Genomic DNA, 24,987 nt, shown 5'->3' on the forward strand with positions numbered 1-24,987 from the left:
CCTATTGGTTTTATTAGTTTTTATCTATCGATAATCACCCCGCCTCCAACTGCTCTACCGCCAGTGTCCTGACGCGTTCGAAGTCTTCATCACTGAACACACCATTCACCCCGGATATAGCCGCCAGCTCCATCCCATGCCTGAGCCCCATCTTGTATATCTCGCGGACTTTCTCCCACTCGATGTTACGCCCGAGCGTGAAGTTCTCGAAGCGTCCCTCCAACGTGAGAACGATGGTTTCCGCCAGACAGGCATAGGCAATGCCTTTCGGTAAGCCGATGTCTTTCATTGTCGGTTCACCCGGAAGCTGAATCTCACCGGACTCAATCACCAGTACATCCGGCCGCTTGGCAACATCCTCCGGCGGGATATCCAGCGGGCGTGCAACGTCGGTAATAACACACCCGGGCTTAACCTTCGTAATGTCCAGTATCCGTTTACCGGCTCCGGAGGTGGCGGTAACGATCATGTCCATGTCCGCCACATCGCGGTCTGCCGAACCGGCGACATGGACAATGGCGCCCGGCGTTTCCTGTTCGATGCTTTCCTTCAGCGCCAGCAGCTTCGCCGGCTCCGGCGCGGCCAGGAATATCTCATCGACGGCTTTCGCCAACAGGCGGGCACAGACCGAACCAATGGCCCCGGTCGCCCCTACAACCATGGCCTTGCCCGCCATTTTTCCGCTCTTTCCGACACTGACAAGACCAACTCTCTTGAGCGCATCATGGGCCGCCCACAGGGCGCCGGAAGCGCTGTAACTGTTCCCGGTGGTGATTGGCAGCGGTGCCCGCTTGGCCACGGTTATGCCGGCGTCCCCTACGACTTTGGTAAACGCACCCAACCCCATAATCTGTGCGCCCAGTTTTTTCGCCAGTTTCGCCGCGGCCAGCAACCGGCTGTAGGTGAACTCGGGACCATGGGCCATGATTTCCCGAGGCGTTCCACCCACCGTGATCAACCAACCTTCGGCTTCATCTCCCGTTGGTGAACGGATACCGCTGACTTTGGAGTAGATGAAGGGCGGCGTGTAGGCCACGGCTTTTTCAACCAGATTCATGACAACGGGCGGCGACACCTCGGCGATCCAGTCCAGCGGTGGCGTTTTGGTCAGGTATTGCTGCGACAACGGGTGAATCACGAACGCAAACCGGTTCACCCGACGATATCCGTTTGGGTAAAGGATTCTCGGCTCAATACCCAGTTGCTGAATGATATCCAGGTAATCATCCGGGCTGAGCTGTTCCGGCGTTCGGGACAACGCGGCAGAGATCATCGCTTCCATGACATTTACCCCGACGGGCCGACCTTCCAGCCAGGGGCTGTAGTCCACGACCATGGCAACCTTTCGGGAGCGTAGCCAGTCCAGGGCACTCTCGGTTACCCGGGAAGTGATGACGGTTGTTCCGTCGAGCTCCTGTTCACCAAATTCGGCAAGATCACCCACCGAAGAGACCACAACATGGGCGTTCTCCACCGTGTGATGGAGTGAGCCTTTCACCAGCCGTTCTCCAAGACGGAACAACGGCGTGCGATGCAATGTCTCCAACGTTTTGACGGCCATGGGATGAAACATGAACTGGGCCGTCAGGGATGTATAGGTTTCAAGTTGTTTGAGCGACGTCAGTGTTCGCGGAATGCCGAAATCCTGGTAGGGATCAGCAAAGAAAAGGTTGTCCGTGTGCTCGGCAAGCGACCCGGCGATGCGGTACCCAGCTTGCCCGTTCATGAACAGCACCCGGGCGTTATCAAAAAAATGCCCAAGCTCGGATTGGGTATGGCGAACCGCCCATTCCTGAAGAATGCCTCGAAGCCCAGCCCCTGTTGTGACTGCTCGATCCGGTACACAAGCCTGCAACCGGGCCGTTTCCGGGTGTTCTATGACCTCCCTGCCAACCTGATAGTGGTCATGGACCATGCTCAACCCGATGGCATCAGCCTGTTCTCCCACCGAATCCAGAACAGACTCAGCACGCTCGAGATCGCCATCGGTTCCGATCCTCAGGATTCGGAAATGCTGCCCGAGAAACTCCGTTTCCAATTCGTAATCGTTCTCCGATGCCCCAAGGCTGACGCTGACCACGGTTTTCATAATTTGGCCCTGACTTGTCTGTTGTTGTGTCTTTCAGCGTAATTCACACCACCGGCTTTTGCCTTGGCTCAGGTCAAATTCCCTCTTGCATGTCAGGGTCTACAATGACGGAACCACCGACGAATAAATACCTGGTGCGCACAGGAGGAAAACAATGGGTATACAGGACGAACTCAGGGAAACAGTCGAAAAACTGGTGCAGCCTGGTAAAGGTATTCTGGCAGCCGACGAAAGCCATCCAACCATCGCAAAACGCTTCAAAGCAATCGGCGTGGAATCGACCGAGGAAAATCGGCGGGAGTACCGGAGCCTGATCCTCTCCACGCCGGGTCTGGGTGACTTCATCAGTGGAGTGATTCTGTTCGAGGAAACCCTTGGCCAGAAGAGCCTGGACGAGACTCCGATTCCGATGCTTCTCGAAAGCCAGGGCATTGTTCCTGGCATCAAGGTCGACAAAGGCAAGAAGCCTCTGGTCAACGCGCCAGGCGAAGAAATCACCTACGGTCTTGATGGGCTCGATGACCGCCTGGAAATCTATAAGAATCAGGGTGCCCGCTTTGCCAAATGGCGGGACGTGTTTCACATTACCGACACCCTTCCCTCACAACAGGCTATTGAAGCCAATGCGGAGATGCTGGCCCGCTATGCGGCGCTGTGCCAGGCCATCGGCGTGGTGCCGATTGTCGAGCCTGAGGTTTTGATTGATGGGGACCACACCATCGAACGATGCGCCCGCGTCAGTGAGGAGGTGTTGAATGGCGTATTCCAGGCGCTGTACCGGCACAGGGTTCAGCTTGAGTACATGATACTGAAACCCAGCATGGTCACGCCCGGCAAAGACAGCCCCAAGGCATCTCCCGAAGACGTTGCAAAAGCCACGCTTTCCGTTTTCCACCGCGTGGTACCTGCCGCCGTTCCGGGCATCAATTTTCTATCCGGCGGGCAGACGCCGGATGAGGCAACGAGGAACCTGAATGCTATCAACGGCCACGGGCCTCAACCCTGGGAACTGAGCTTTTCCTACGGGCGCGCTCTGCAGGAACCGGCTCAACATGCCTGGGCCGGCCGCCTTGAAAACAGCGCGGCGACGCAGCAAGCCATGCTCAAACGGGCTCGACTCAATGGCGCTGCGCGCTCGGGAAGCTACACACCGGATATGGAAGAATAAGGAAGAGACGCAGGATTCAGGCTGCGGGGATTACGCAGCCTGATGACGTTTCCCGGAGGTTTCAGGTGTCTGTTCAAGGCAGGCCAGCATGGGTGCGACGTCCCTCAATTTTCGGGCCTGGGGCCAGATCGCTTCCGCCTCTGCAAAGCCCTGGCGAAGGAAATTCATCCATTGCTTGATCCGCCCCGTGACATAGCGGTCCTCAAGCCAGCCCTGAAGCACCTCGGCGTATTCCCGCACCAGCGCAACGGCCTCGAGCCAACTCATTTCCGGGATCTGCTCGCCCTGCTGGCTGGCCTTGATCTGAAGGGCCAGATCAGGACGGGCGATCAGGCCGCGACCAATCATCACATCATCGCAGCCGGAAACCTTACGGCAGCGCCAGTAGTCATTAACGGTCCAGATCTCACCATTCGCGATCACATGGGCTGAGACGGCCTCGCGCACCCTGGCAATTTCTTCCCAGTAAGCTGGTGGCTTGTAGCCATCGACTTTGCTTCGGGCATGAATGACGATTTCGGAGGCGCCAGCTGCTTCCAGAGCCTGGCCACAAGCAACACCCATGGAGCGGTCGTCGTACCCCAGACGCATCTTGGCGGTTACTGGTACGCCGGCCGGAACCGCCTTGCGCACCGCTTCCGTGATTTCGTGCATCAACTCCGGCTCACGCATCAGAATACAGCCGCCCTTGTGACGATTCACGGTCTTCGCGGGACATCCAAAGTTGATATCCACCTGGGTGGCGCCCAGCTCCGCGGCTCTGGCTCCGTGAAGGCCCATCTGCACTGGGTCAGAGCCCAGCAGCTGAACGGCCACCGGTGTTCCTACCCGGGTCAGCGACTGGTTGTGCAGCTCCGGCGCGTATTTATAGAACACGCGCGGCGGCAGCATACCGTGGGTCACGCGCACGAACTCTGTCACACAACGGTCTATACCACCGACTTTGGTGAGTGTTTCGCGAATGGGTGCGTCAACCAGCCCTTCCATGGGGGCGAGGATAATGCGCATACCGGCTACGGAGCTCCGAAAAGGGGTGGTTAAATAGTAAGCGGGCCGGCATTGTAGACAGAATTGCCGGCGGATTGAAGTCAATCCGCCAACAAGACTTTACTGGGAGATGGCGTAATTGACGTAGTAGTCGACAAACAGTTTGCCCTGCTGCTTCAGGCTTACGCTCCAGGTTTGCATCCAGTGGGACATTTCACAACTCCTTTGTTGCTGTGAATACTCTCAGAGTAGTCAGCGGAGCGGGCGCTGTGAAATCAAAGAAACAAAATTTTACGAAAGGCTTTGGCTATCAAAGACGGTCAATTGATTGGAACTTTCCCTGATCGTCAAACACGATCCGAAAGGATCCGCGAACGCCATCTTGCAGATAGAAACGGGAAAGGATTCGGGCCGGGAAACGGACACTGCGTCCGTCCCGGGCCCTGGCGTGAACATCGGAGGCAACGCCCTGATAAAGCTTGATCCACTCATCAGGGCTGATGCTGATATCCACGATGATTTGCTGCATGGCTATCAGTTAGCGAGTTCCAACAGCAGACGGTTCAGCCGTGTGACATAAGCACCCGGATCCTTCAGCTGCTCGCCGCTGGCCAGAGTCGCCTGATCCAGCAGTACGGCTGACAATTCCTTGAAGCGCTCATCGCCCTGCTCGTTCTCGAGGCGCTGAACCAGCGGATGCTCAACGTTGATTTCGAAGATCGGCTTGCTGTCCGGTACTTTCTGACCAGCGGCTTCCATGATCTTCTTCATCTGCGCACCCATGTCGAAGTCGCCCACGACCAGACAGGCCGGAGAATCCGTCAGACGGTTCGTCACACGAACTTCCTGAACACGGTCTTCCAGCGCGGTCTTGATGCGCTCAAGCAGATCCTTGTGCTCCTCTGCGGCTTCTTCCTTGTGCTTTTTGTCTTCTTCGGTTTCGACTTCACCAAGATCCAGGTCACCACGGGCAACGTCCTGCATGGACTTGCCGTCGTACTCGTTGAGGTAACCCATCATCCACTCGTCAATGCGATCGGACAGGATCAGTACCTCAATCCCCTTCTTCTTGAACACTTCCAGGTGCGGGCTGCTCTTGGCGGCCATGAAGCTGTCGGCTGTGATGTAGTAGATCTTGCTCTGACCTTCTTTCATCCGGCTGATGTAGTCATCCAGAGACACGTTCTGGGTATCTTCGCCAGTGTGGGTCGAAGCGAAACGCAGCAGACCGGCGATTTTCTCACGGTTGCCGAAGTCCTCTGCCGGACCTTCCTTCAGAACGGTGCCGAACTCAGCCCAGAACTTCTGGTACTCGTCGCTGTCCTTCTTGGCCAGCTTGGAGAGCATGTCCAGAACACGCTTGGTGAGTGCCGTACGGATACTTTCAACGGTGCTGTCGTTTTGCAGAATCTCACGGGAAACGTTCAGGGACAGATCGTTGGAGTCGATGACGCCCTTGGCGAAGCGCAGATACAGCGGCAGGAACTGTTCGGCGTCGTCCATGATGAACACACGCTGCACGTACAGTTTCAAACCACGCGGTGCTTCCCGGTTGTACATATCAAACGGCGCGCGGGCCGGGATGTACAGCAGGCTGGTGTAATCCAGCTTACCTTCCACCTTGTTGTGGGACCAGGTCAGCGGATCTTCAAAATCGTGGGCGATGTGCTTGTAGAATTCCTTGTACTCTTCGTCCTTGATTTCCGTGCGAGGCAGGGTCCACAGAGCGGTTGCATCGTTGACGGTTTCGTCCTTGCCCTTCTCCTCTTCTTCCTCGGATTCAGACTTCATGATCACCGGGAAGGAAATGTGGTCAGAGTACTTCTTGACCAGGCTGCGCAGGCGCCAGCCGTCAGCGAATTCCTTGTCTTCAGATTTCAGGTGCAGAACGATCTCGGTACCGCGCTTTTCACGGGTGACCTGCTCAATCGCAAACTCACCGTCACCCTTGGACTCCCAGTGCACCCCCTCCTCAACCGGAGCACCGGCGCGGCGGGTAAATACGTCGACCTTGTCGGCCACGATGAAGGACGAGTAGAAGCCCACACCAAACTGACCGATCAGCTTGCTGTCCTTTTTCTCATCGCCTGAAAGCTGCTTGAGGAAATCCGCAGTGCCGGATTTGGCGATGGTACCCAGATTCGCAACCACGTCTTCACGGGTCATACCGATACCATTATCGGTGATGGTGATGGTGCCCGCGTCTTTGTCGTAGTCCAGACGGATATTCAGATCCGACTCGCCCTCGTAGAGACTGTCGTCTTTCAACGCCGCAAAACGAAGTTTGTCCTCGGCATCCGAGGCGTTCGAGATCAGCTCACGAAGGAAGATTTCCTTGTTGGAATAAAGGGAGTGGATCATCAGGTGAAGCAACTGCTTCACTTCCGTCTGAAAACCCAGGGTCTCTTTCTTTGACTCAACCGTCATGGCAACTAGTTCTCCTGATTCAACTCACAGTTCGGGGAAGCAGGTGCGGAGCCTTTGCCGAAACCGTGCGGAGCCATGGATGGCGGAGCCGAGCGTACATGGACGTATTCACAGCGTGTTTCGGCAAAGGCCCCGTACCTGCTTCTGCACGGATTCTTCGTCTTGCAAAAAAGTGGGGGCACCCGGAGGCTTTTCAAGTCCTGCCGGGTGAGGAAATCAATCTTCCATCAGGAAGTGAGCCCGGGCGGTTGCGATAGGCTGGGAGCGGGACTTCTGCCAGGCCGTAACCATCACATTGGCAACGCGGTTGCCCTGGCGGGTCAAACGGCATTCGGCATAGGTTTCGCGATTCAGGCCGGCACGGAGGTAGTCGAGAGAAAAGTCCACGATTCGGGGCATGCGGACCGTGTCTTGCGACATCATCAGATAGATCGCCGCAGACATTTCCATAAAGCCACCGATCACGCCGCCATGAATAGCCGGCAGGATGGGGTTACCAAGGTTCACCTCCTTCTGCGGCAGACGAAAGATCAGGTCATCCCCGAACTGATCACAGGCAAGGCCGATAAAGCGAGCATAAGGGATGCTTTCCAGCATGCGCGAGAAATCACCGGATTCACGGGTATAGCGAAGAATTTCGGGATCAGTCATTCGCCTGCTCCTGTGATCAGATCGCGATAATGTTTCGGAGTCGCATCTTTACCAATACGCATGAACGTGCCGACGCAGTTGGCAATGGTCTCACCACCTTCCTGAAACGCCTCGCAGCGAGTGAAGATGATATTACGGGTCACCTTGTAGGTTTCGGCCCGGGCATAAACCGGCTTGTTTGGTTCCGCCGGCCGCATGTAGTCGACCCGGAGGTCGAGTGTTGGGCAAAGCTCAAAGTCATCCAGTGCACAGAGGATGACGGATCCAGACGTCGTATCCATCAAGGTTGTGATCGCACCGCCATGAATCACACCGGTTTCAGGATTACCAATGATGCGGTCGCTGTATGGCATGCAGAGTGTCAGGCACCCTTTTCCAGCCTCAGTGACAGACAAGCCCAGTTCACGGGCCTGATTGAGGGTGTCAATAAACCGGGTCACCCGGTCTCGTCGGATTTGGTCATTCATTCAGCACCAACCTGTGGATCAAGAGTTTGGATCGGGAGCTGTCTCCCCTTTTGAACCCTTTGTGCTTTTTGTTGGCGCGGGTTCTTCGAATACTTTTCCTGAGCGTAAAGCCAGTAGCGCGTCTGAGCAGAATTCTCGGCGATAGAGTACGACCACCACCAGAGTGGACGCCGCGATGAAGACCGCTGGATGGATAAACCATCCCACAACCGCCAGGGCATAGTAGTACGACCGCAAGCCAAGGTTGAAAGCGTCTCCGGCCAGGTTGCATACGTTGCCAGCGCTTCGGGCAAACGCCTCCTTTGAGGCCGGGCTCGGCTTGGGATCGTCCGGCGTTGGCGCGCTTCCGATCATCACCGATACGAAGTTGTACATCCGCATCGACCAGGTGAACTTGAAGAATGCATAGATAAATACGACCAGCAGCACCACCATGCGCAGCTCCCAGATTTCACGACTGGGCAGTGCTCCGAAAGGCATGGTCCCAAACACCTCCATGACCTGCTCAGTGTAGCCCAGTGCGGTGATGATACCGGCCAGGATAAGGAGGCAACTCGACGCAAAAAAAGCACCATTACGCTCGAGGTTTCCGACGACAGAGGCATCCGCAATGCGATTCCCCCTCTTGAGCATGACCCGCATCCAATCCTCCCTGTATAAATCCAATGTATTGGATAGACAGGGCCGATCACCCGCCCGGCGCTTGGAGTACACAGCGTATCCGAGCCAACAGATCAGGAACCATAACAACGAGGCGAGCTCAAGGAGATTACCCATTAACATCCTTAGGAGGTTTGCGAAGACTGAAACTGTGAGGGAGCAGCTACTTATGATACGCCATGGGCGCATTGGTCACCAGAATCCTGGGGATGTTTAGCCACTCAAAGACGCGTAAACATATGTTATAAAGCTCACATGATGGAGCCGATCAAGTTCGCCGAACATGGCCGAAAATGGAAACGCAAAAAATGGAGTTAGGTGTGGCAAAAACCTTTAAACATCAGTTCGTCGCAGCAGTTATTTTAATTATGTCTTTAACTGGCTGTGCTGTTAATCCGGTCACCGGCAAACAGCAACTGTCGTTGATCCCGGAGAGCCAGGAACTGTCGATGGGAGCTGAGCAATATGCCCCGACCCAACAAACCCAGGGCGGTCAGTTTTACATCGACCCGGAATTGACGCTGTACGTGCGACAGATCGGTGAAAAGCTCGCCAGGGTCAGTGACCGACCAGACCTTCCTTATGAATTTGTGGTGCTGAACAACAGCGTTCCCAACGCCTGGGCATTGCCCGGTGGGAAGATTGCCGTCAATCGGGGTTTGCTGACCAAGCTTGAAGATGAAGCTCAACTGGCATCGGTAATCGGACATGAGATTGTCCATGCCGCCGCGCGCCATAGCGTGCAGCGCATGCAGAGCGGCATGATCATAAGTGCTGGCGTTGCGGGCCTCGGTATGGCGCTTTCAGACAATGAGTGGGCCGGCCTGATCATGGGCGGAGCCGCACTGGGCTCGCAACTGGCTCTGGCTCAATATGGTCAGGGGGACGAACTTGAGTCAGATCATTACGGCATCCTGTACATGAAAAAGGCCGGATACGACCCGGCTGCTGCCGTTGAACTTCAGGAAATCTTCCTGACGCTTTCCCAAGGCCGTGAGAGCAGCTTCATCGAAGGCCTGTTCGCGACCCATCCCCCATCAGCCAAACGGGTTGAGGAAAACCAGAAGCTCGTCAATAAGATTGGCTCAGGCGGTTATCGCGGGAAAGAGGTGTTCGACCGTAAGCTTGCAACCCTCCGCAAACTCCAACCAGCCTATGATGCCCACGATGCTGCCCGGAAGCTCGCATCCGAGGGTGACTTCAACGGCGCGTTGTCCAAGGTCAATGAAGCAATCCGGATCGCGCCTGACGAGGCCATGTTTTACTCCCTGAGGGGGAGAATATACGAAGAGCTGAACAAAACAGATAAGGCCGCTGCAGACTTTGACAAAGCGGTCTCTCTCTACCCGGAGATGTTCGAATACCGCCTGTACAACGGTCTGACAGCCCTGAAACAGAACCAACTGGAGAAAGCCAGAGATAATCTCTCCCGGGCAAATGAGGTCGTACCCACATCCATCGCTTACCTCCGACTTGGGGATATTGCGGTAAAACAGAATCGACGCGACGATGCCATCGCCTACTACACCCAGGTCGCTGAAGCGGGAGGTGACACCGCAGAAGAGGCCAAACGTAAACTTGCCCAATTGACTCAGTAAACCTACCAACACCCAAAGGCCGGTAAAGCCACGCTTACCGGCCTTTTTTTCGACTACGCCATCTATTTGCCAACATGACGCAGAGCATTTGTCAGAGCTTACATTGACATTTAGAGCATTAACTCTAAAAATCAGAATATACCAACAACGAACGGATGACGGCGATGCTAGCGAAACGTATCCAACCTATGATTTTCCACGCCCGCCGCCTGTACGTGGAACTCATGTTCCAGGTCATGGGCAGAGCCCTGCAGGCGGTCAGCGAAGTGGACAGTGAGGTAAAAGAGGAAGCCCAGGTGCTACCGGAAGGCTTCCTTTTTGAAATGATGGTTATGCCGAATGGCCCCAGCATGATTGTGGAACACACCGGCCTCGGCCGATTCCGTTATCACGGTGACAACGCTCCCAGACCCGTGGATCTGTCCATTCAGTTCAAACATATCGCTCATGCGTTTCTCGTGCTGTCATTCCAGGAGAAAACCTCTGTGGCTTTCGCCAACGACCGCATGCTGGTGGATGGTGACGTCAGTTACGCTGTGCGCATGACCCGTGTTCTCAATCGCCTGGAGTCGTTCATTTTGCCCAAGCTTGTCGCTGAACGGGCAGTGAAGGAATACCCACAAAACCTGCACCTGCCAGAAAAACTGGTTAGCGCAGCCCGGATTTATCTGAAAGTAGCAACTAACTTTGTCGAGACGGTGAGACCATAATGACTAACAAATACTATGAGTTCTTCTGCCCGGTGAAAGTCATTGCCGGCAAAGCTGCGCTAGAGCACATGCCTTACGAGTTGGCCGGGCTCGCCGCCAAGCGACCGATGATCATCACAGATAAAGGCGTTCGCGCAGCTGGCCTGCTTGAGCCCGTCATTGCCGCCTGCGAGGAGAGTGGGCTGGAAATCGTGACCATTTATGACGACGTCCCTCCGGACTCCTCCACGTCAGTGGTCCGTGACATTGCCGGTGTGTATCGATCCGAAAAATGCGATTCGATTATTGCGATTGGAGGTGGCTCAGCCATCGATACCGGTAAAGCGGTCAACATCCTAGTCTCCGAGGGTGGCGATGATATCGCCAAGTACAGCGGCGCCGGTATTCTCAAACACCCGCTGAAGCCATTCTTTGTGGTTCCGACCACTGCCGGGACCGGCTCAGAGGTCACGGCTGTCGCCGTCATCACCGACGAAGCCAAAGGCGTGAAACTGCCGTTCACCTCGTCTTTCCTGCTGCCTAACGCGGCAGTTATCGACCCTCGCATGACGCTGACGTTACCGCCTCATATTACCGCTGCAACAGCAATGGATGCGCTAACCCATGCCACGGAAGCCTTCACCTGCATGGCGAAGAACCCATTGAGCGATGCCTACGCCACAGCCGCTGTGAAGAAGGTGAGTCAATCTCTGCTTGCGGTGATGGACAACCCCAAAGACACAGATGGTCGTCTGGAGTTGGCTCAAGCCTCTACCATGGCGGGCATTGCGTTCTCCAACTCCATGGTAGGTTTGGTACATTCCCTGGGCCATGCCACCGGTGCGGTTTGCCATCTTCCCCATGGCCTGTGCATGAGCCTGTACCTGCCCTACGTGCTTGAGTTCAATCTGGAATCTATCCGCGAACCATTGGGAGAACTGCTGCTGTATCTGGAAGGCCCCGAGGTCTATGCCACTACACCCGCGAGCCGGCGCGCAGAGGCGAGCATTTCTGCTATCCGCAAACTCCGGGACCAGCTGTACAAGCGTTGCCAGTTGCCTCGCACCCTCAAAGAGACTGGCAAGGTCGAGGAAAGCCAACTGGATCATATTGCTGAAGTGGCACTGGATGACGGTTCAATCATGTTCAATCCCCGGGAAGTCAGTCTGGAAGATGCCCGAGCAGTGCTTCGTCGCGCCTGGTCATAATTCGTCGTCAGGGGGCCGGAGCCTGGCCCCCTGCCTGTAACATTCACTTACACACTGATTCGCCAGGTACTTGAATTCCCGCCGAGAACGGGCAAGAATGCAGTAGATTCTGGCAAGGAGGTAGCCGGGTAACGATCCATCCAACATCAGACGCGTGCGTAGATGAAAAACCTCCTCTCTTCCAGACCCGCTCTGTTTTCTTCCGTTGCAACACTCCTGATATTGTTGTGCTCCGGCATTGCCAGTGCCGAACCCGGTAACGACAAGCAGTTTCGATTTAACGTGTCCCCCAATGGTTATCCACCTTATCTGATCGTGGATCAGACATCCCCCTCCGGTATCATGTGGGACGTTGTTTCCCTGATCGTAGATCGCATGGGATACACGGTTGTTCCACATAAGATCCCCCGAAAACGTGTGGATTCGATGCTTTCTGAGGGATTTATTGACGGCACGCCGAGGGCCAGGGAGTGGACGAAAGACCCGGAGAAATTCCTTTTTACCGACGCGGTTGTAAACGTCGAAGAGGTGATTTTTTCCCGTGAGGCACTGAACCTGACCTATGAATCGCCCAAGGATCTGATTACACGAACGGTCGTGACTCATCTTGGATATATCTATCCAATGCTGGATCCCTACTTCGAGACCGGAGACATACAACGCTTTGACGTTCCCCGCGACCAGGACATGTTCACCTTTGTCCTTCACGACAACCACTACAACATTGCCGTGGCTGATCGCCTCGTCGGCCAGTGGTTCCTGAAGAATCATGGCCATCGGAATGAGTTCAACATTTCCGAGGCGAACATCAGCGAGTTCGGGTACCGGGTCATGGTACGCAAGGGAAACCAGGACTTCGTAGATCGGTTCAACCAGGAGCTTCGCCAAATTCGCGAGAATGGCGAACTGAATGCCATTCTCGCGAAGTACAAATAAGCCCGCGGTTACTCAAGACGCCGCAACAGCAGCATGGGTGACACCCTTAGCACAGGTCTCAGCTGCCAGCGGCCGAACAGGGCAAGCACAAGCGCACTAATCAGGGGAATTGGCACGACAACCTGCCAGTGCCACCCGAATTCCCCTTCAAACATTCCGAATTGAAGTGCCCACACTGCAGCCTCTGCCGAGGCAACACCAAGCACACCGGCAAACCCGCCCAGCAAGGCAAATTCAAGCATCGTGCTACGCACCAGGAGCGACTGTCTCCCGCCGAGTGTCCGCAACAAAGCGCCCTCGCGCTGGCGATCCTGCAATGTCGCGCTGACCACAGCAGCCATCACCACTAAGGCAGCCGCAAGAATGAGAGCCAGAATTGCTTCAATGGCCTGGGTGACCTGCTGAACGATCTGCTGTATCCGGTCAATGATGTGGTCGATCTCGAGCACCGACACCGTTGGGAAACGTCGGGAAAACGCATTCAGAGCGGTTTTATCGTCCCCGGGTAGATAAAAACTGGTTATCCACGTGGCCGGCATGTCCGTCAGCCCGCCACCGGGTGGAAACGCCATATAGAAATTGGGCTTCATGCTGTCCCATTGCACGGTGCGAATGCTGGTCACCGGCTCGGTGACTTTGCTGGACCCTATGGTGAACGTCAGTTCATCACCGATCGCCAGACCGAGACGTTCTGCCAGCTCCGCCTCAACCGAGACACCACGAGTCTGCTCAGGATTGAACCAGGCGCCCTGCACAATCTCGTTGTCTTGTGGTAGCTCAGGCATCCATGTGAGGTTCAGTTCGCGATTGAGTGCATTGATACGCTCGTCCTTGCTCACCGCTTCTTTCACCGGCTGACCATTAAGCCCGGTCAACCTGCCTCGCACCATCGGGTATAGGTGCTCGAGATCGTGCCCTTGTTCACTCCAGAAACGACTGACGTCACCCACGGAGTCCGGCGCTATGTTAATCAGGAAATGGTTGGGGGCATCGTCCGGCAGCTGCGCCTGCCAGTCATCCAGCAAGGAGGTCCTCACCAGAATCAGAGTGGCAGCAAGCATGAGCGTCATTGCGAAGACAGCAATCTGCGACAGGCTGGCACGACGATGTCGGTAGAGCCCAACCAGGGCCAGCCTCCAGGCATTACCACCACCGCGCACCTTCCGCAGCGCCGCCACAAGAACCCAACCCAGCAGGGCCAGAATGCCGAGCAACAAACCTAGCCCACCGAGCAGGGATATAACCAGACCCAGTTCGCCGGCGTACAGCCACACCAAGCCAAACACCGCGATGATTGCCACCAACATGTCCGGTATCGCTTCTCGGCCACTCTCTCCGGGCTGGCTCCTGAGCACCCTCATGGCGGGGACATTGCGAAGGCGACGTATTGGCGGATAGGCAAAGGCAAACAACGAGACAACCGCTGTTAGAAGCGCCGGCGCCAACGCCGACGGTTCCAGATAAAGATCCACCGGTCGCTCGAGTAGCTCACTCAACAGTCGCGTCAGCAACCAGAATAGCGGCAGGGCTAACGCCAGACCGGCTACGACCCCGGTTATTCCCCACAGCGCAAGCCGTCGCAGATAAAGTTGGCCAATTCCCCGACTGCGAACCCCGAGCGTCTTCAGCAGCGCGACCGTGTCCCTCTGAGCCAGAGAATACTGACGGCTCGCGACGGCAACCGCGACCGCAGCGAGCAACACGGCAAGACTGCCACCAAGCAGAAGGAAGCGCTCTGCACGCTGTAACGAGCGTGAGAAGGTTTCCCCGTCCTGAACGCTTTCCCATTCATGGCTCGGCTCAAGCTGGGGTTCCAGCCACCGGTAATAGCCCTCCAACGCGTCATCCGATCCGGCGAACAAATAGACGTATTCCACTCGGGAACCGGTCTGGATCACGCCGGTGGAAGCAACGTCATCTGCGTGCATCATGATTCTGGGCGCCAGGGCCGACAGTCGAAAACCGCCGTCTGGCTCCCGGATCAACAAGCCTGAGACCCGGAGGTTGCGGTTCCCCACTTCCAGGGAATCTCCGATGCTCATATTAAGCAGACGCAACAATCTGGGATTGATCCATACTTCTCCGGGGCCCGGCCCTTGAGCGACGAGTTGTCTCGCTCCGTCGGGGTCTTCCTGTACCTCAATCTGGCCTCGCAGCGGGTATTCATCGCTGACCGCCTTCACCGACACAAGCTGGAAGTTCTCGGCACCAAACACCATGGTGGAAAATTCCACCATACGCCCCGTTTCAAGCCCCCGCGATCGGGCTTCGGTTAACCAGCCCGAGGGTATTTCCCGACCATTTTCGGCTTCTAACTGACGATCAGCTGCAAGAAACGAGCTGGCAGACGATACTAACGTTCGCTGCAACTGGCCGGCGAACAAGGCAATGGTCGCAACGGTAGCAACAGCGATGATCAGTGCCGCAAGTACTACCCGAACGTCCCGCTCGCGCCAGTCACGACGCACCGACATGAGTTTTCTGGCAGCAGCCATCAGTCAGCCGCCTCCTGTGCCGGCGACGGTTCTGTCAATTCGCCGGCCTCGATGCTGAACTGGCGCCCGCAGCGAGCGGCCAGGTGCTCATCATGGGTCACCATAACCAACGTGGTGCCCTGCTCCCGATTGAGGGCCATCAAAAGATCCGATACCGCATGGCCCGTGCGGTTGTCTAGATTACCCGTGGGTTCGTCGGCGAACAGAACCACAGGATCGGAGGCAAAGGCACGAGCAATGGCCACCCTTTGCTGCTCGCCGCCAGACAATTGCCGGGGTGTGTGGTTCAAACGCTCTTCAAGCCCGACCCGCCCCAGAAGTTCCCGGGCACGAGCCTCCGGGTTCTCGATGCCGGCCAGTTCCAGCGGGAGCATGACATTTTCAAGGGCGGTCATGGCAGGAAGCAATTGAAACGACTGGAACACGAAGCCGACCCGACTGGCCCGCAGCTTCGCCCGCTCGTCTTCGCCAAATTCACTGATACGGGCACCGTCCAACTCCACCGCGCCCTCGCTGGGCGTATCAAGGCCAGCCAGCAGTCCCAGCAACGTGGTTTTGCCGGACCCGGAGCGCCCGACGATCGCTACGGACTCTCCGCGATTGATTTCCAGGTTGACCCCCTTCAAGATCGTCAGCGTATCGGTTTCAAGGCTGACCCGATGGGTCAAGTTGCTGACTCGCAGCATCGGCTGCGGCTGTCCGGCATTGAAATCAGTCATCTGATTCACGGATTCTCCCGTTCCCAAGGCGTTGAACTTAATAGGGTAACCATAGTCTTTATGCATACGGCACTGAAGTCTGCCAGATCAATTCTGATCCTTCTCTGCGTCGTCTTTACCACACCCGCGCTCTCCAACCAGAGCACGCTACTGGTGCTGGGTGACAGTCTCAGCGCCGCCTACGGCGTTCCGTCTGAAACCGCTTGGGTGGAGTTGCTCAAAGAAAAACTTGCGAACAACGGGTACAAGCAATGGCAGGTGGTTAACGCCAGCATCAGCGGCGAAACAACAGACGGCGGCGCCAGGCGCCTTCCAGGCCTTCTGGAAAAGCATTCACCGGACGTTGTCATCATTGAACTTGGCGGCAACGATGGCCTGCGTGGATTCCCACCAAACGTCATCGAATCCAACCTGGCCTCGATGATCAGCCAGGCCAAGGACTCCGGCGCCCTGACCATACTCGTCGGCATGCAGATACCCCCGAACTATGGCCAACGCTATACCTCCATGTTTGCAGATATCTTCCCGAAACTGTCCGACCAGTACGACACCGAATTGGTTCCCTTCTTTCTGGACGGAGTTTACGATCAGGAGGGACTCATGCAGGATGACGGAATCCATCCCACGGTCGAAGCTCAGCCAATACTATTGAACAACGTCTGGCCTGTGCTCGAGCCGATACTGCATTAACCGCTCCGCGTCACACCAGGTTCTGGAGGAACGCGATGGCTCGTCTCTCCGACCAGTAGTAGCCATCACGGGCATGCTCAACGAAGCCGACATGCCCTCCCCATCGGGGCGCCTCCAAACTGACGTGGGCGCCCAACTTTGTTTGATCGTCCGGAAAACATTGATCCGAGAGGAACGGATCATCAGCTGCATTCAACATCAGAGCCGGCACCCGAATGTCACGCAGGCGCCCGAGGGCAGAGCACTGGGCCCAGTAATCTTCAGCATCTGCAAACCCGTGTAAAGGAGCAGTGTAACGGTCATCAAATTCCCGGAAATTGCGAATAGTTTCAAACCCACCTACATCGACAACATCGGGAAAAATCTCGGACTTTTCTTTCATTTTCCCGTAAAGATCGTTCAGGAAACGCTGCATGTAAATTTTCCGGCTGGGTTTTGCCAGCACGTCAGCACTGCCGGCCAGATCACAAGGAACGGAATAAGCGATGGCTCCACAAATCCGGCTATCTACCTGCTCACTCTGCTGCCCGAGATACAGCAAGGTCAGGTTCCCACCCATGCTGAACCCTGACAAAAACAGGGTGTCATAGGCCTTGCTCAATGCGTGATTGACCACCCGCTCAAGATCTTCCGTTGCACCGCTGTGATAGAAACGTGGCTGCAGATTCATGACACCGCCACAAGAGCGGAAATTCCAGGCCAGAACATCCCAGCCGTCACTCAGCAACGCGCGGGTCAATCCAAGCACATACGGGCGGCGGCTGTGCCCCTCGAGCCCATGGGAGACGATGGCCAAACGGTTACTGCCTTGCCGGTACCAGTCCAGATGCAGTTCGTCCTCATCATCCGTCGCAATGACTTCCGGGCTCGGTGCCACCATTTCCACCTTGCGGAACAAGGTAGGCCACACGGATTGCACATGCCCGTTACGTAACCAGGGAGGCGGTCTGTAGTACAATTTTTAACCTTTCAATTCAGAGGGTTGACCCCACAAGATAAAGTGCTTAATATGCGCGCCATCTTGATTGATGCTGTTCCCCGATAGCTCAGTTGGTAGAGCAACGGACTGTTAATCCGTTTGTCGCTGGTTCGAGCCCAGCTCGGGGAGCCACTTATTTCTAAATGCCGCTACTTCATACGAAGCCGCGGCATTTTTCGTTTCTTGCCTCAGAAAATCTTCTTCCGCTGCATAAATTCGGTCAGCACCCTGAACAGCGTGAGGCTGTCTTCTGCACCAATCATTTCCCGAATCGAATGCATCCCGAACTGCGGCACACCAATATCCAGCGTTGTCACCCCGAGATTCCCCGCTGTTAGCGGTCCAATGGTACTGCCACACCCCATGTCGCTTCGCACCACGAACGACTGGTGCGGCAGCCCCAGTTCGTCGCTGATGTGACGGTAAACCGCCGCCGACCGACTGTTGGTGGCATAACGCTGGTTATGGTTGATCTTGATCACCGGCCCCTGATTGAGCAGCGGCCCGTGATTCTCATCGTGCTTGTCCATGTAGTTAGGATGGATCCCATGGGCGTTGTCCGCGGAGATCATCATTGAGCCAGCGATCGCTCTGGCCTTGCCTGCACCACACCAACGATCGAGAACCGCGGTCAGAAATGGGCCCTGCGCCCCCTCTGCCGAGACACTACCGACTTCCTCATGGTCGTTGCAGACCAGAAGCGCCGCTTCGTCACCCGACGTGCTAAGCAGCGCCTGAAGACCAATGAAGCAGCTCAGCAGGTTATCCAGCCGCGCTGAGGCAATGAACTCATCCCGCAGGCCTACAAACGAAGCACCATTGGCGTCGTAGAAGCTCAGCTCGTAACCCAACACCTTGCGTGCCTTCACGCCGCTCTCATCGCTCATCTGCTGACGAAGCAAATCGTGGAAGCTTGTGGTATCGTCCTCCGGCACCTGCATCATCACCGGCGGTAGATCGGTCTGGGCATTCACCGTTCGGTTGCTGTTCGCCTCGCGATCGAGGTGTATGGCAAGACTGGGTATAAACGCCACGGCCTTACGGAAATCCACCAGCGTATCCCGCACCTCTCCCTGGTCATCAAGATAGGTAACACGGCCGGCAAGGGACAGATCCCGATCAAACCAGGGGTTCAGCAATACGCCGCCGTACACCTCGACACCGAGCTGGTAAAAACCCTGTCGGCGCAGTTCCGGATTTGGTTTCACCTTCAGGCAGGGGCTGTCCGTATGCGCACCGACCATGCGAATGCCGGAACAAGACACATCGTTCTTGCCGGTGCGAAATGCGACAATGGAGGAGCCATTGCGAATGACGTAGTAACCGGAACCGGACTCCAGAGCCCAGTCATCCCGCTCGTTCAATTCCTGAAAGCCCGCAGCATCCAGCCGGCTCTTCATTGATGCAACCGCATGCCAGGGCGTTGGCGATGCATCCAGAAACTTCAGCAAACCTTTGTTAAATTCAGCGTGTTCCATGATGTCCCTGATTGAATGATAATTGCCTCAACAGTATGGCATGAAGCCCGCCAGCCTCCTACCGGCCCGGCGGACATTACCGATGAAATGCCACCCAACGAATCCAGTGCCGGAGCCCAGCGTGCAACTACCCACCTTCCTAGACATCGAATACTGCCAGACCGACACCACACTCGTTCCCGTCGCCATGGCCTGGTCACTCAGCGACGGCCGCATGAAAACCGTCGTGATCACACCGGAAGACGATTGGATGCCCGAAGACGGCGAGCTGCCAGACCTCGACCAGCGCTACCTGGATGAGCAAGGTGTGCCACTGCTGGAAATCGTCCGCGAACTCCACGAAGACCTCCCGGACCAGACCGTCTACGTGGATGGACTGGACCCGGACGACGTATTGATTGACCTGATCTTCAGCGCCGTGGGCCACGAACCGCCGTTCGAACTCGCCTCGATTTCCGAACTGATCACCGACCTCGACCGGGAAACCCTTGAGGACCGCCGTCGACAAATCATGATCGACGAAGGCCTGGAGCCCCAACTACCGGAGAACGGCGTCTATGCCCTACTCCTCCTGGCGCGGGAAGAAGGCCTGATGCAACAAGACTGACCCCGGAGGACCAGAACCGGCACAGGGAAGTGTGACACGGGTCGACGTAACAAACGGTTACACAAGGCAGAATCTGCCCGTAACCGCCCACGTCAGGAAACCCGATAACAATGAGCTACGTAGTGCGAAAAATCCGGACGGCCGCCAGGTCCCTCCCCTTATTCTTGATTCCCCTGCTCGCAGCCAACGACACCCTTGCGGAAGAAAAACCGCGTGCAGACAAGCACTACATCGGCCTGATGGTCACCGCACTCAATCACCGCACCATCGGCGAGCAAACCAACGAGGCTGCCTGGGGGAGCGCTGGCACCCTCATCGTAGGCGGACACATCACCGACCTATTCCACGCCGAACTCCGCGCCGGCGGCGGCTTCAAAGACGCCGAAGTGCCGGAGAGCAACCTGACCCTCGCCGTCGACTACTTCGCCAGCTGGTACATCGGACTGCACTACCCGATCACCGACTACTCCAACATTTACGGCCAGTTCGGCTTCTCCTTCATCAGCGGCGAAGCCACACTCGAAAACCCGGGTGCCGACGCTAACCGTCAGTTCCAGGACCTTGAGGGCGAATTCCCGGACAGCGGCTTCAGCGTCAGCTGGGTGGCCGGCATGGATTTCGAGGTGATGGATGACACCTTTCTGGTGTTCGAGGGCGGAAAGCTGTTCAAAGACACCGGAAGTGACGTTAACACCTTCCAGTTCTCAGGCGGACTACGTTACGAGTTCTAGAAAGCAGGCTATTTACCTGGGTCCGGGCGAGGCCATCTCACCAGGCCGCCCTGGAATGTGTGGCGCCAAGGACGGCGCCACTCAAGCGCACATGGATGTGCTCGTAGCGGTTCCGGGGTGGCCTGGTGAGATGGCCGACACTCGATTCAACCTGAGTGACGAATATGCCAGCACCGATGAATCTTCTGATTCCGCTGAAAATCCTTATCAATCGTCGAGCGCGACACCTCAACCACGTCAAACTCCGACTCCAGCGCCTCATCCAGCTTAAACCGGCGGAAATTATTCGAAAAAATCAGCAAGCCATCGGATGACAACCGCCCCATCGCCTGACGAATCAGCGTCCCATGGTCCTTCTGAATATCCAGAACACCCGCCATGCGAGCCGAATTGGAGAACGTTGGCGGATCCATGAAAATCAGATCAAACACCTCATTCTGAGCCGGCTTCGCCGCCAGCCAGGCCAGACAATCCGCCTGCTCCACGCGATGCTTCTTACGGTCGGCACCGTTCAACGCCAGATTATCCTGAGCCCAGCCAACGTAGGTTTTGGACATATCCAGACTCAGTGAACGACTGGCTCCGCCCACCATAGCGTGTACCGTGGCCGCACCGGTGTAACAGAACAGATTCAGGAACCGCTTGCCGGCGGCATGATCCTGAATCCAATGACGTACCGGACGGTGATCCAGGAACAAACCTGTATCCAGATAGTCCTTCAGGTTCACCTTAAGCACGCAACCGTGCTCGTGGACCTCGAAGAACTCTCCCGTCGCCCCCTGCTTCTCATACTGATTGGCTCCGGCCTGCCGCTGACGTTGCTTACAGACCATCTCATCCCGCTCAATCCCCAGAGCATCCGGGATCACCGCCAGCGCTTCCGCCAGCCTTTCCCGAGCGGCGCGCTCGTCTACCGACTTCGGGGCCGCGTATTCCTGCACATGCACTTTGCCCTCATAGATATCAATAGCCAGCGCAAACTCCGGCATATCCGCATCGTAGAGCCGGTAACACCCAATTCCCTGCTTGCGTGCCCACTGGCCAACGGTCTTCAGATTCTTCTTCAGCCGGTTTCGAAGCATGTCCGCCCGTTCCTGATTGCGAATCCTCGGCGTGATCTGCCCCGGCACATCCGGCTCCCGCGGCGTCATAGCGTTGGCGTCATTGATTTCGAACAGCAGAAGCTGGGCCGGCAGCTTTCCGTTAAACAACCGGTACTGCTTGTAACTTCGTAAACCAATGGATTTTCCGTACTCGGGGGCGCCGGTGAACACACCAAGACGCCAGCCCGGTACCGCCTGTTTAACCGCATCACCAAGGGAATGGTACAAGCCCCCTAATTCCTTGCGCTCACTCAGACGCTCACCGTAAGGCGGATTGGTCAGCACCAACCCGGCTTGAGACCAGTCGCCCTCAAGTTGAAGATCGGCAACCGGCCGGCTCTCAACGTGAACCACCCCCTCAAGTCCTGCCCGTTGAATGTTCTTCCAGGCAGTGGCAATCACCCGGCTGTCCTGATCGAAGCCGGCAAATTTCGGGATCCTGCCCTGCTTGCCTTCGTGGGCTCGACGCTCGGCCTCCTGACGCAACGAAAGCCAGAGTTCCGGCTGGTGACCAGGCCATTTCTCAAACCCGAATTTTTCCTGTTTCCGACCGGGCGCAAGGTCCAGCGCCATCAGGGCCGCTTCAATCACTAACGTCCCGGAGCCACACATCGGGTCGACAAAATCGCCGCCACTGGCGGCGATCTCAGGCCACCCGGCCCGCATCAACAAGGCAGCAGCGAGGTTTTCCTTGAGAGGAGCAATACCCTTGTCTGTCCTGTAGCCTCGCATGTGCAGACTGTGGCCACTCAGATCAATACCCAGGGAAAGTCGTCCACGGTTCAGCCTTGCCGAGACGATAATGTCGGGGTTCTTGGCATCGACCGAGGGGCGCAGGCCACCGCTGGTGCGAAAGCGATCGACGATACCGTCCTTCACCCGCTGAGCACCAAACTGGGTATTACGGATGGCGTCGCTCTGGCCCAGAAAGGTCACCCGGAAGCTGCCATCGACGGGAATGTGTTGCTGCCAGTCCAGATGCACCACACCGTCATACAGCTGATCCCCGCTGTTGGCGTTGACCTCGGCAATGTGAAGAATCACGCGATTCGCCAACCGGGACCACAGACAGGCCCGATAGCCCGCCTCCAACGAGCCTTCCACCCAGACACCCGCAGGCGCATTGCGTACCGGAACCAATCCAAACGTACTCAGTTCATCCGCCAGGACGTACTCGACACCCTTGGGGCAGGTTACAAAAAAGACAGACTTGGACAAGTTCGACTCCTGGTTGATCAGGTATTCCGGGTAAGTTTCTGGAATGGCGGCTGAATTCGCACAAGCCGCCATTCTTTTTATTTCACACAACTATAAGAAAAGCATCACATAGATGAAATAATTAGTGTACACCGACGCGAGATTCGACTTACCTTGTAGGTGACGCGTCGTTCTGGAAGCTGGAAAGCTTCCATTAACAGGATCCTGACTGCTCTGGCTTGAACTGACAATAGTGGGTTGTCCCCGAGAGGCCTCACATGTCGCAGCTACGGCAGATGTGTACACGCTTGTTCTGTTAATCCATCAGTGAGGAACGGCATGAAAAGACAGAAAAGAGACATGTACGCTCGTGCATACAAACGGGGTTACCTCGCCGGAGTTTCCGGAAAACCTAAAGACAGCTGCCCTATTGAACAAGTGGAGGTTCGCCAGGAATGGCTAAACGGGTGGCGAGAGGGCCGCACCGATAACTGGGAGGGAATGACCGGCGTCTCCGGCATCCATAAACTTTCCAACGTCACCTCTCCATGAGGGGCCTGAATTCAACAACCCCGGATCTTGATCTGATCTTTCAATACACAATTTGACGCAGTAAAAAGAGCAACCCAAACGGGGCCTCCCGCCCCGTATCATGCGAAGAAGCGCCACGGGGTTTATTCCCCGCTCGGGCCCGCTAAGCGGGCCCACCTTCTTTCTGGCCCACTCATATTCCTCAGGCGCCTTTTTTGACCTCTCTGATCGCTTCAACCGCTTCTCTGATCAGCTCAGGGCCGCGGTAAATAAAGCCCGTATAGATCTGTACCAGCTTAGCGCCGGCGCGAATTTTCTCCGCGGCACTTTCACCATCGGTGATACCGCCGACGCCAATAATCGGTAACGACTCGCCCAGTTCAGCGTAGAGCCCTTCAATGACGCGCAGAGACGGAGCACGAACTGGAGCCCCACTTAATCCACCCGCTTCACCCGCATGGCGATGACCAGTCACGGCCTCGCGATCAATCGTCGTGTTGGTTGCTATCACGCCGTCCAACCCGGTTTCCCGGAGGGCATTGGCCACAAAGCGGATACCGTCATCGTCCATATCCGGAGCGATTTTTACCGCCACCGGCACGTAACGCCCGAACTCAGACTCGCACTTGCTCTGCTCATCCTTTATGGCTTCCAGCAGTCCCTTCAGGGAATCGCCGAACTGCAGATCCCTGAGCCCCGGAGTATTCGGCGAGGAAACGTTGACCGTGATGTAATCCGCATGATCGTATACGGCGTGGATGCCCTTGCGGTAATCGGACTCGGACTCCTCGTTCGGCGTGTTCTTGTTCTTGCCGACATTGATGCCAAGAACACCCGAATACTTTCGACGCTCTACCCGGTTCAACAGATGATCCAGCCCTTCGTTGTTGAACCCCATTCGATTGATGATGGCCTGGTGTTCCGGTAACCGGAACATTCGCGGCTTAGGGTTACCCGGCTGGGCCAACGGCGTCACCGTCCCCACTTCGATGAATCCGAATCCGAGAGCCCCAAGAGCATCGAGATGATCGGCGTTTTTATCCAGTCCCGCAGCCAGCCCCACCGGATTCGGAAAGTCCAGCCCCATAACATTGACCGGCAATGCCTCAATTTTCGGCGTAAACGCTGACAACAAACCCATCCGGTTTGCGACATCGAGACCATTCAGTGCCAGGTTATGGGCCTGCTCCGGCGGCAAACGGAACAGAAGATTGCGGATTACGCCGTACATCAGATCACTCCTCTACATCAGGTGAGCGGAGTATACCGGAAGTTTTCCACAGCATCCCGATGGAAGCCTGAATCAGCTTTAAATGACTGTATGATTAAGATCCCGTGACCTTTTCCACGGATTCTGTGGATAACCCTGTTGAAAATTGAGGGGCAACGTTTGCTATCCCTTGATAACTGCGCCACTCTACAGATTGGTTATTTTTTGATCAGTTTTATTTTTCTTTATTTTCAATGAGTTATGTTTGTCCAGCTATTTTTTCTCAGTAAACGCAACAAACTGTTACATGGTCACACGAGTGCAACCATGTGCATAAAATAGCCAGATATTGCGCTCAAAGACCGCC

Annotated in this window: 22 protein-coding genes and 1 tRNA gene; 10 read left to right on the forward strand and 13 right to left on the reverse strand. The window is 56.1% G+C overall.

The window, feature by feature from the left end:
• Positions 1 to 34: 34 nt before the first annotated feature.
• Positions 35 to 2,089, reverse strand: coding sequence for a dehydrogenase (locus D777_RS05495; RefSeq protein WP_036129407.1), 2,055 nt, complete (start codon positions 2,087 to 2,089; stop codon positions 35 to 37).
• A 154-nt stretch (positions 2,090 to 2,243) separates the two neighbouring features.
• Between D777_RS05495 and D777_RS05500 the strand changes: the two genes are divergently transcribed.
• Positions 2,244 to 3,257, forward strand: coding sequence for a class I fructose-bisphosphate aldolase (locus tag D777_RS05500; protein ID WP_036129408.1), 1,014 nt, complete (start codon positions 2,244 to 2,246; stop codon positions 3,255 to 3,257).
• Positions 3,258 to 3,287: 30 nt separating this feature from the next.
• On the opposite strand, the gene D777_RS05505 is transcribed toward D777_RS05500, so the two are convergent.
• The 6 genes from D777_RS05505 to D777_RS05530 form a co-directional block, all read right to left on the reverse strand.
• Positions 3,288 to 4,265, reverse strand: a complete 978-nt coding sequence (locus D777_RS05505) for a tRNA dihydrouridine synthase (RefSeq protein WP_036129409.1) — start codon at positions 4,263 to 4,265, stop codon at positions 3,288 to 3,290.
• A gap of 289 nt (positions 4,266 to 4,554) precedes the next feature.
• Positions 4,555 to 4,773 (reverse strand): DUF2835 domain-containing protein, encoded by a 219-nt coding sequence (locus D777_RS05510; protein ID WP_036129410.1) that lies wholly within the window; start codon positions 4,771 to 4,773, stop codon positions 4,555 to 4,557.
• A 5-nt stretch (positions 4,774 to 4,778) separates the two neighbouring features.
• Positions 4,779 to 6,671 (reverse strand): molecular chaperone HtpG, encoded by a 1,893-nt coding sequence (gene htpG / locus D777_RS05515; protein ID WP_036129411.1) that lies wholly within the window; start codon positions 6,669 to 6,671, stop codon positions 4,779 to 4,781.
• A gap of 216 nt (positions 6,672 to 6,887) precedes the next feature.
• Positions 6,888 to 7,322, reverse strand: a complete 435-nt coding sequence (locus D777_RS05520; protein ID WP_036129412.1) for a PaaI family thioesterase — start codon at positions 7,320 to 7,322, stop codon at positions 6,888 to 6,890.
• Entirely contained in the window at positions 7,319 to 7,789 is a 471-nt protein-coding gene (locus tag D777_RS05525; protein WP_036129413.1) for a PaaI family thioesterase, read from the reverse strand. The genes D777_RS05520 and D777_RS05525 overlap by 4 nt, the downstream gene beginning before the upstream one ends.
• An 18-nt stretch (positions 7,790 to 7,807) precedes the next feature.
• Entirely contained in the window at positions 7,808 to 8,566 is a 759-nt protein-coding gene (locus D777_RS05530; RefSeq protein ID WP_036129414.1) for a DUF599 domain-containing protein, read from the reverse strand.
• Positions 8,567 to 8,817: 251 nt separating this feature from the next.
• Between D777_RS05530 and D777_RS05535 the strand changes: the two genes are divergently transcribed.
• From D777_RS05535 to D777_RS05550, 4 genes are all read left to right on the forward strand, one after another.
• The gene (locus D777_RS05535; protein WP_227501674.1) at positions 8,818 to 10,047 is read left to right on the forward strand and encodes a M48 family metalloprotease; all 1,230 of its coding nucleotides are present in this window, start codon (positions 8,818 to 8,820) and stop codon (positions 10,045 to 10,047) included.
• A gap of 164 nt (positions 10,048 to 10,211) precedes the next feature.
• On the forward strand, positions 10,212 to 10,757 hold the full coding sequence (locus D777_RS05540; protein WP_036129415.1) for a hypothetical protein: 546 nt from the start codon (positions 10,212 to 10,214) through the stop codon (positions 10,755 to 10,757).
• Positions 10,757 to 11,944 carry an iron-containing alcohol dehydrogenase gene (locus tag D777_RS05545; protein WP_036129416.1) on the forward strand — a complete coding sequence of 396 codons (1,188 nt, stop codon included), beginning with the start codon at positions 10,757 to 10,759 and terminating at the stop codon, positions 11,942 to 11,944. The genes D777_RS05540 and D777_RS05545 overlap by 1 nt, the downstream gene beginning before the upstream one ends.
• A gap of 162 nt (positions 11,945 to 12,106) precedes the next feature.
• Complete coding sequence (locus D777_RS05550; protein ID WP_036129417.1) at positions 12,107 to 12,880, forward strand: substrate-binding periplasmic protein; 774 nt, start codon at positions 12,107 to 12,109, stop codon at positions 12,878 to 12,880.
• 8 nt (positions 12,881 to 12,888) lie between these two features.
• On the opposite strand, the gene D777_RS05555 is transcribed toward D777_RS05550, so the two are convergent.
• Both D777_RS05555 and D777_RS05560 read right to left on the reverse strand, forming a co-directional pair.
• Positions 12,889 to 15,375: an ABC transporter permease gene (locus tag D777_RS05555; protein WP_036129418.1), complete on the reverse strand. Its 2,487-nt coding sequence runs from the start codon at positions 15,373 to 15,375 to the stop codon at positions 12,889 to 12,891.
• The gene (locus D777_RS05560) at positions 15,375 to 16,094 is read right to left on the reverse strand and encodes an ABC transporter ATP-binding protein (protein WP_036129625.1); all 720 of its coding nucleotides are present in this window, start codon (positions 16,092 to 16,094) and stop codon (positions 15,375 to 15,377) included. The genes D777_RS05555 and D777_RS05560 overlap by 1 nt, the downstream gene beginning before the upstream one ends.
• Positions 16,095 to 16,154: 60 nt before the next feature.
• Here D777_RS05560 and D777_RS05565 point away from each other — a divergent pair, with 60 nt between their 5' ends.
• Entirely contained in the window at positions 16,155 to 16,784 is a 630-nt protein-coding gene (locus D777_RS05565; RefSeq protein WP_036129419.1) for an arylesterase, read from the forward strand.
• 10 nt (positions 16,785 to 16,794) lie between these two features.
• Here the strand turns inward: D777_RS05565 and D777_RS05570 are convergent, their stop codons facing one another.
• Positions 16,795 to 17,694, reverse strand: coding sequence for a YheT family hydrolase (locus D777_RS05570; RefSeq protein WP_227501675.1), 900 nt, complete (start codon positions 17,692 to 17,694; stop codon positions 16,795 to 16,797).
• Positions 17,695 to 17,819: 125 nt separating this feature from the next.
• Between D777_RS05570 and D777_RS05575 the strand changes: the two genes are divergently transcribed.
• A tRNA-Asn gene (locus tag D777_RS05575) sits at positions 17,820 to 17,895 on the forward strand.
• 56 nt (positions 17,896 to 17,951) lie between these two features.
• On the opposite strand, the gene D777_RS05580 is transcribed toward D777_RS05575, so the two are convergent.
• Positions 17,952 to 19,241 (reverse strand): M18 family aminopeptidase, encoded by a 1,290-nt coding sequence (locus tag D777_RS05580; RefSeq protein WP_036129421.1) that lies wholly within the window; start codon positions 19,239 to 19,241, stop codon positions 17,952 to 17,954.
• A gap of 121 nt (positions 19,242 to 19,362) precedes the next feature.
• Between D777_RS05580 and D777_RS05585 the strand changes: the two genes are divergently transcribed.
• On the forward strand, positions 19,363 to 19,848 hold the full coding sequence (locus tag D777_RS05585; RefSeq protein ID WP_036129422.1) for a hypothetical protein: 486 nt from the start codon (positions 19,363 to 19,365) through the stop codon (positions 19,846 to 19,848).
• A 110-nt stretch (positions 19,849 to 19,958) separates the two neighbouring features.
• Complete coding sequence (locus tag D777_RS05590) at positions 19,959 to 20,579, forward strand: outer membrane beta-barrel protein (protein ID WP_036129423.1); 621 nt, start codon at positions 19,959 to 19,961, stop codon at positions 20,577 to 20,579.
• Between the two features lie 146 nt (positions 20,580 to 20,725).
• Here D777_RS05590 and rlmKL read toward each other — a convergent pair whose 3' ends face one another.
• A complete protein-coding gene (rlmKL, locus tag D777_RS05595) occupies positions 20,726 to 22,900 on the reverse strand; it encodes a bifunctional 23S rRNA (guanine(2069)-N(7))-methyltransferase RlmK/23S rRNA (guanine(2445)-N(2))-methyltransferase RlmL (RefSeq protein WP_036129424.1) in 2,175 nt (724 codons plus the stop codon).
• Between the two features lie 318 nt (positions 22,901 to 23,218).
• Here rlmKL and rmf point away from each other — a divergent pair, with 318 nt between their 5' ends.
• Positions 23,219 to 23,431 (forward strand): ribosome modulation factor, encoded by a 213-nt coding sequence (gene rmf / locus D777_RS17805; RefSeq protein WP_081849469.1) that lies wholly within the window; start codon positions 23,219 to 23,221, stop codon positions 23,429 to 23,431.
• Between the two features lie 181 nt (positions 23,432 to 23,612).
• Here the strand turns inward: rmf and D777_RS05600 are convergent, their stop codons facing one another.
• Positions 23,613 to 24,641 (reverse strand): quinone-dependent dihydroorotate dehydrogenase, encoded by a 1,029-nt coding sequence (locus D777_RS05600; RefSeq protein WP_036129425.1) that lies wholly within the window; start codon positions 24,639 to 24,641, stop codon positions 23,613 to 23,615.
• Between the last annotated feature and the right edge of the window lie 346 nt (positions 24,642 to 24,987).

Origin of the sequence: Marinobacter nitratireducens (genome assembly GCF_000708045.1) — a bacterium.
In the GTDB taxonomy this organism is placed as follows: Bacteria; Pseudomonadota; Gammaproteobacteria; order Pseudomonadales; family Oleiphilaceae; genus Marinobacter; species Marinobacter nitratireducens.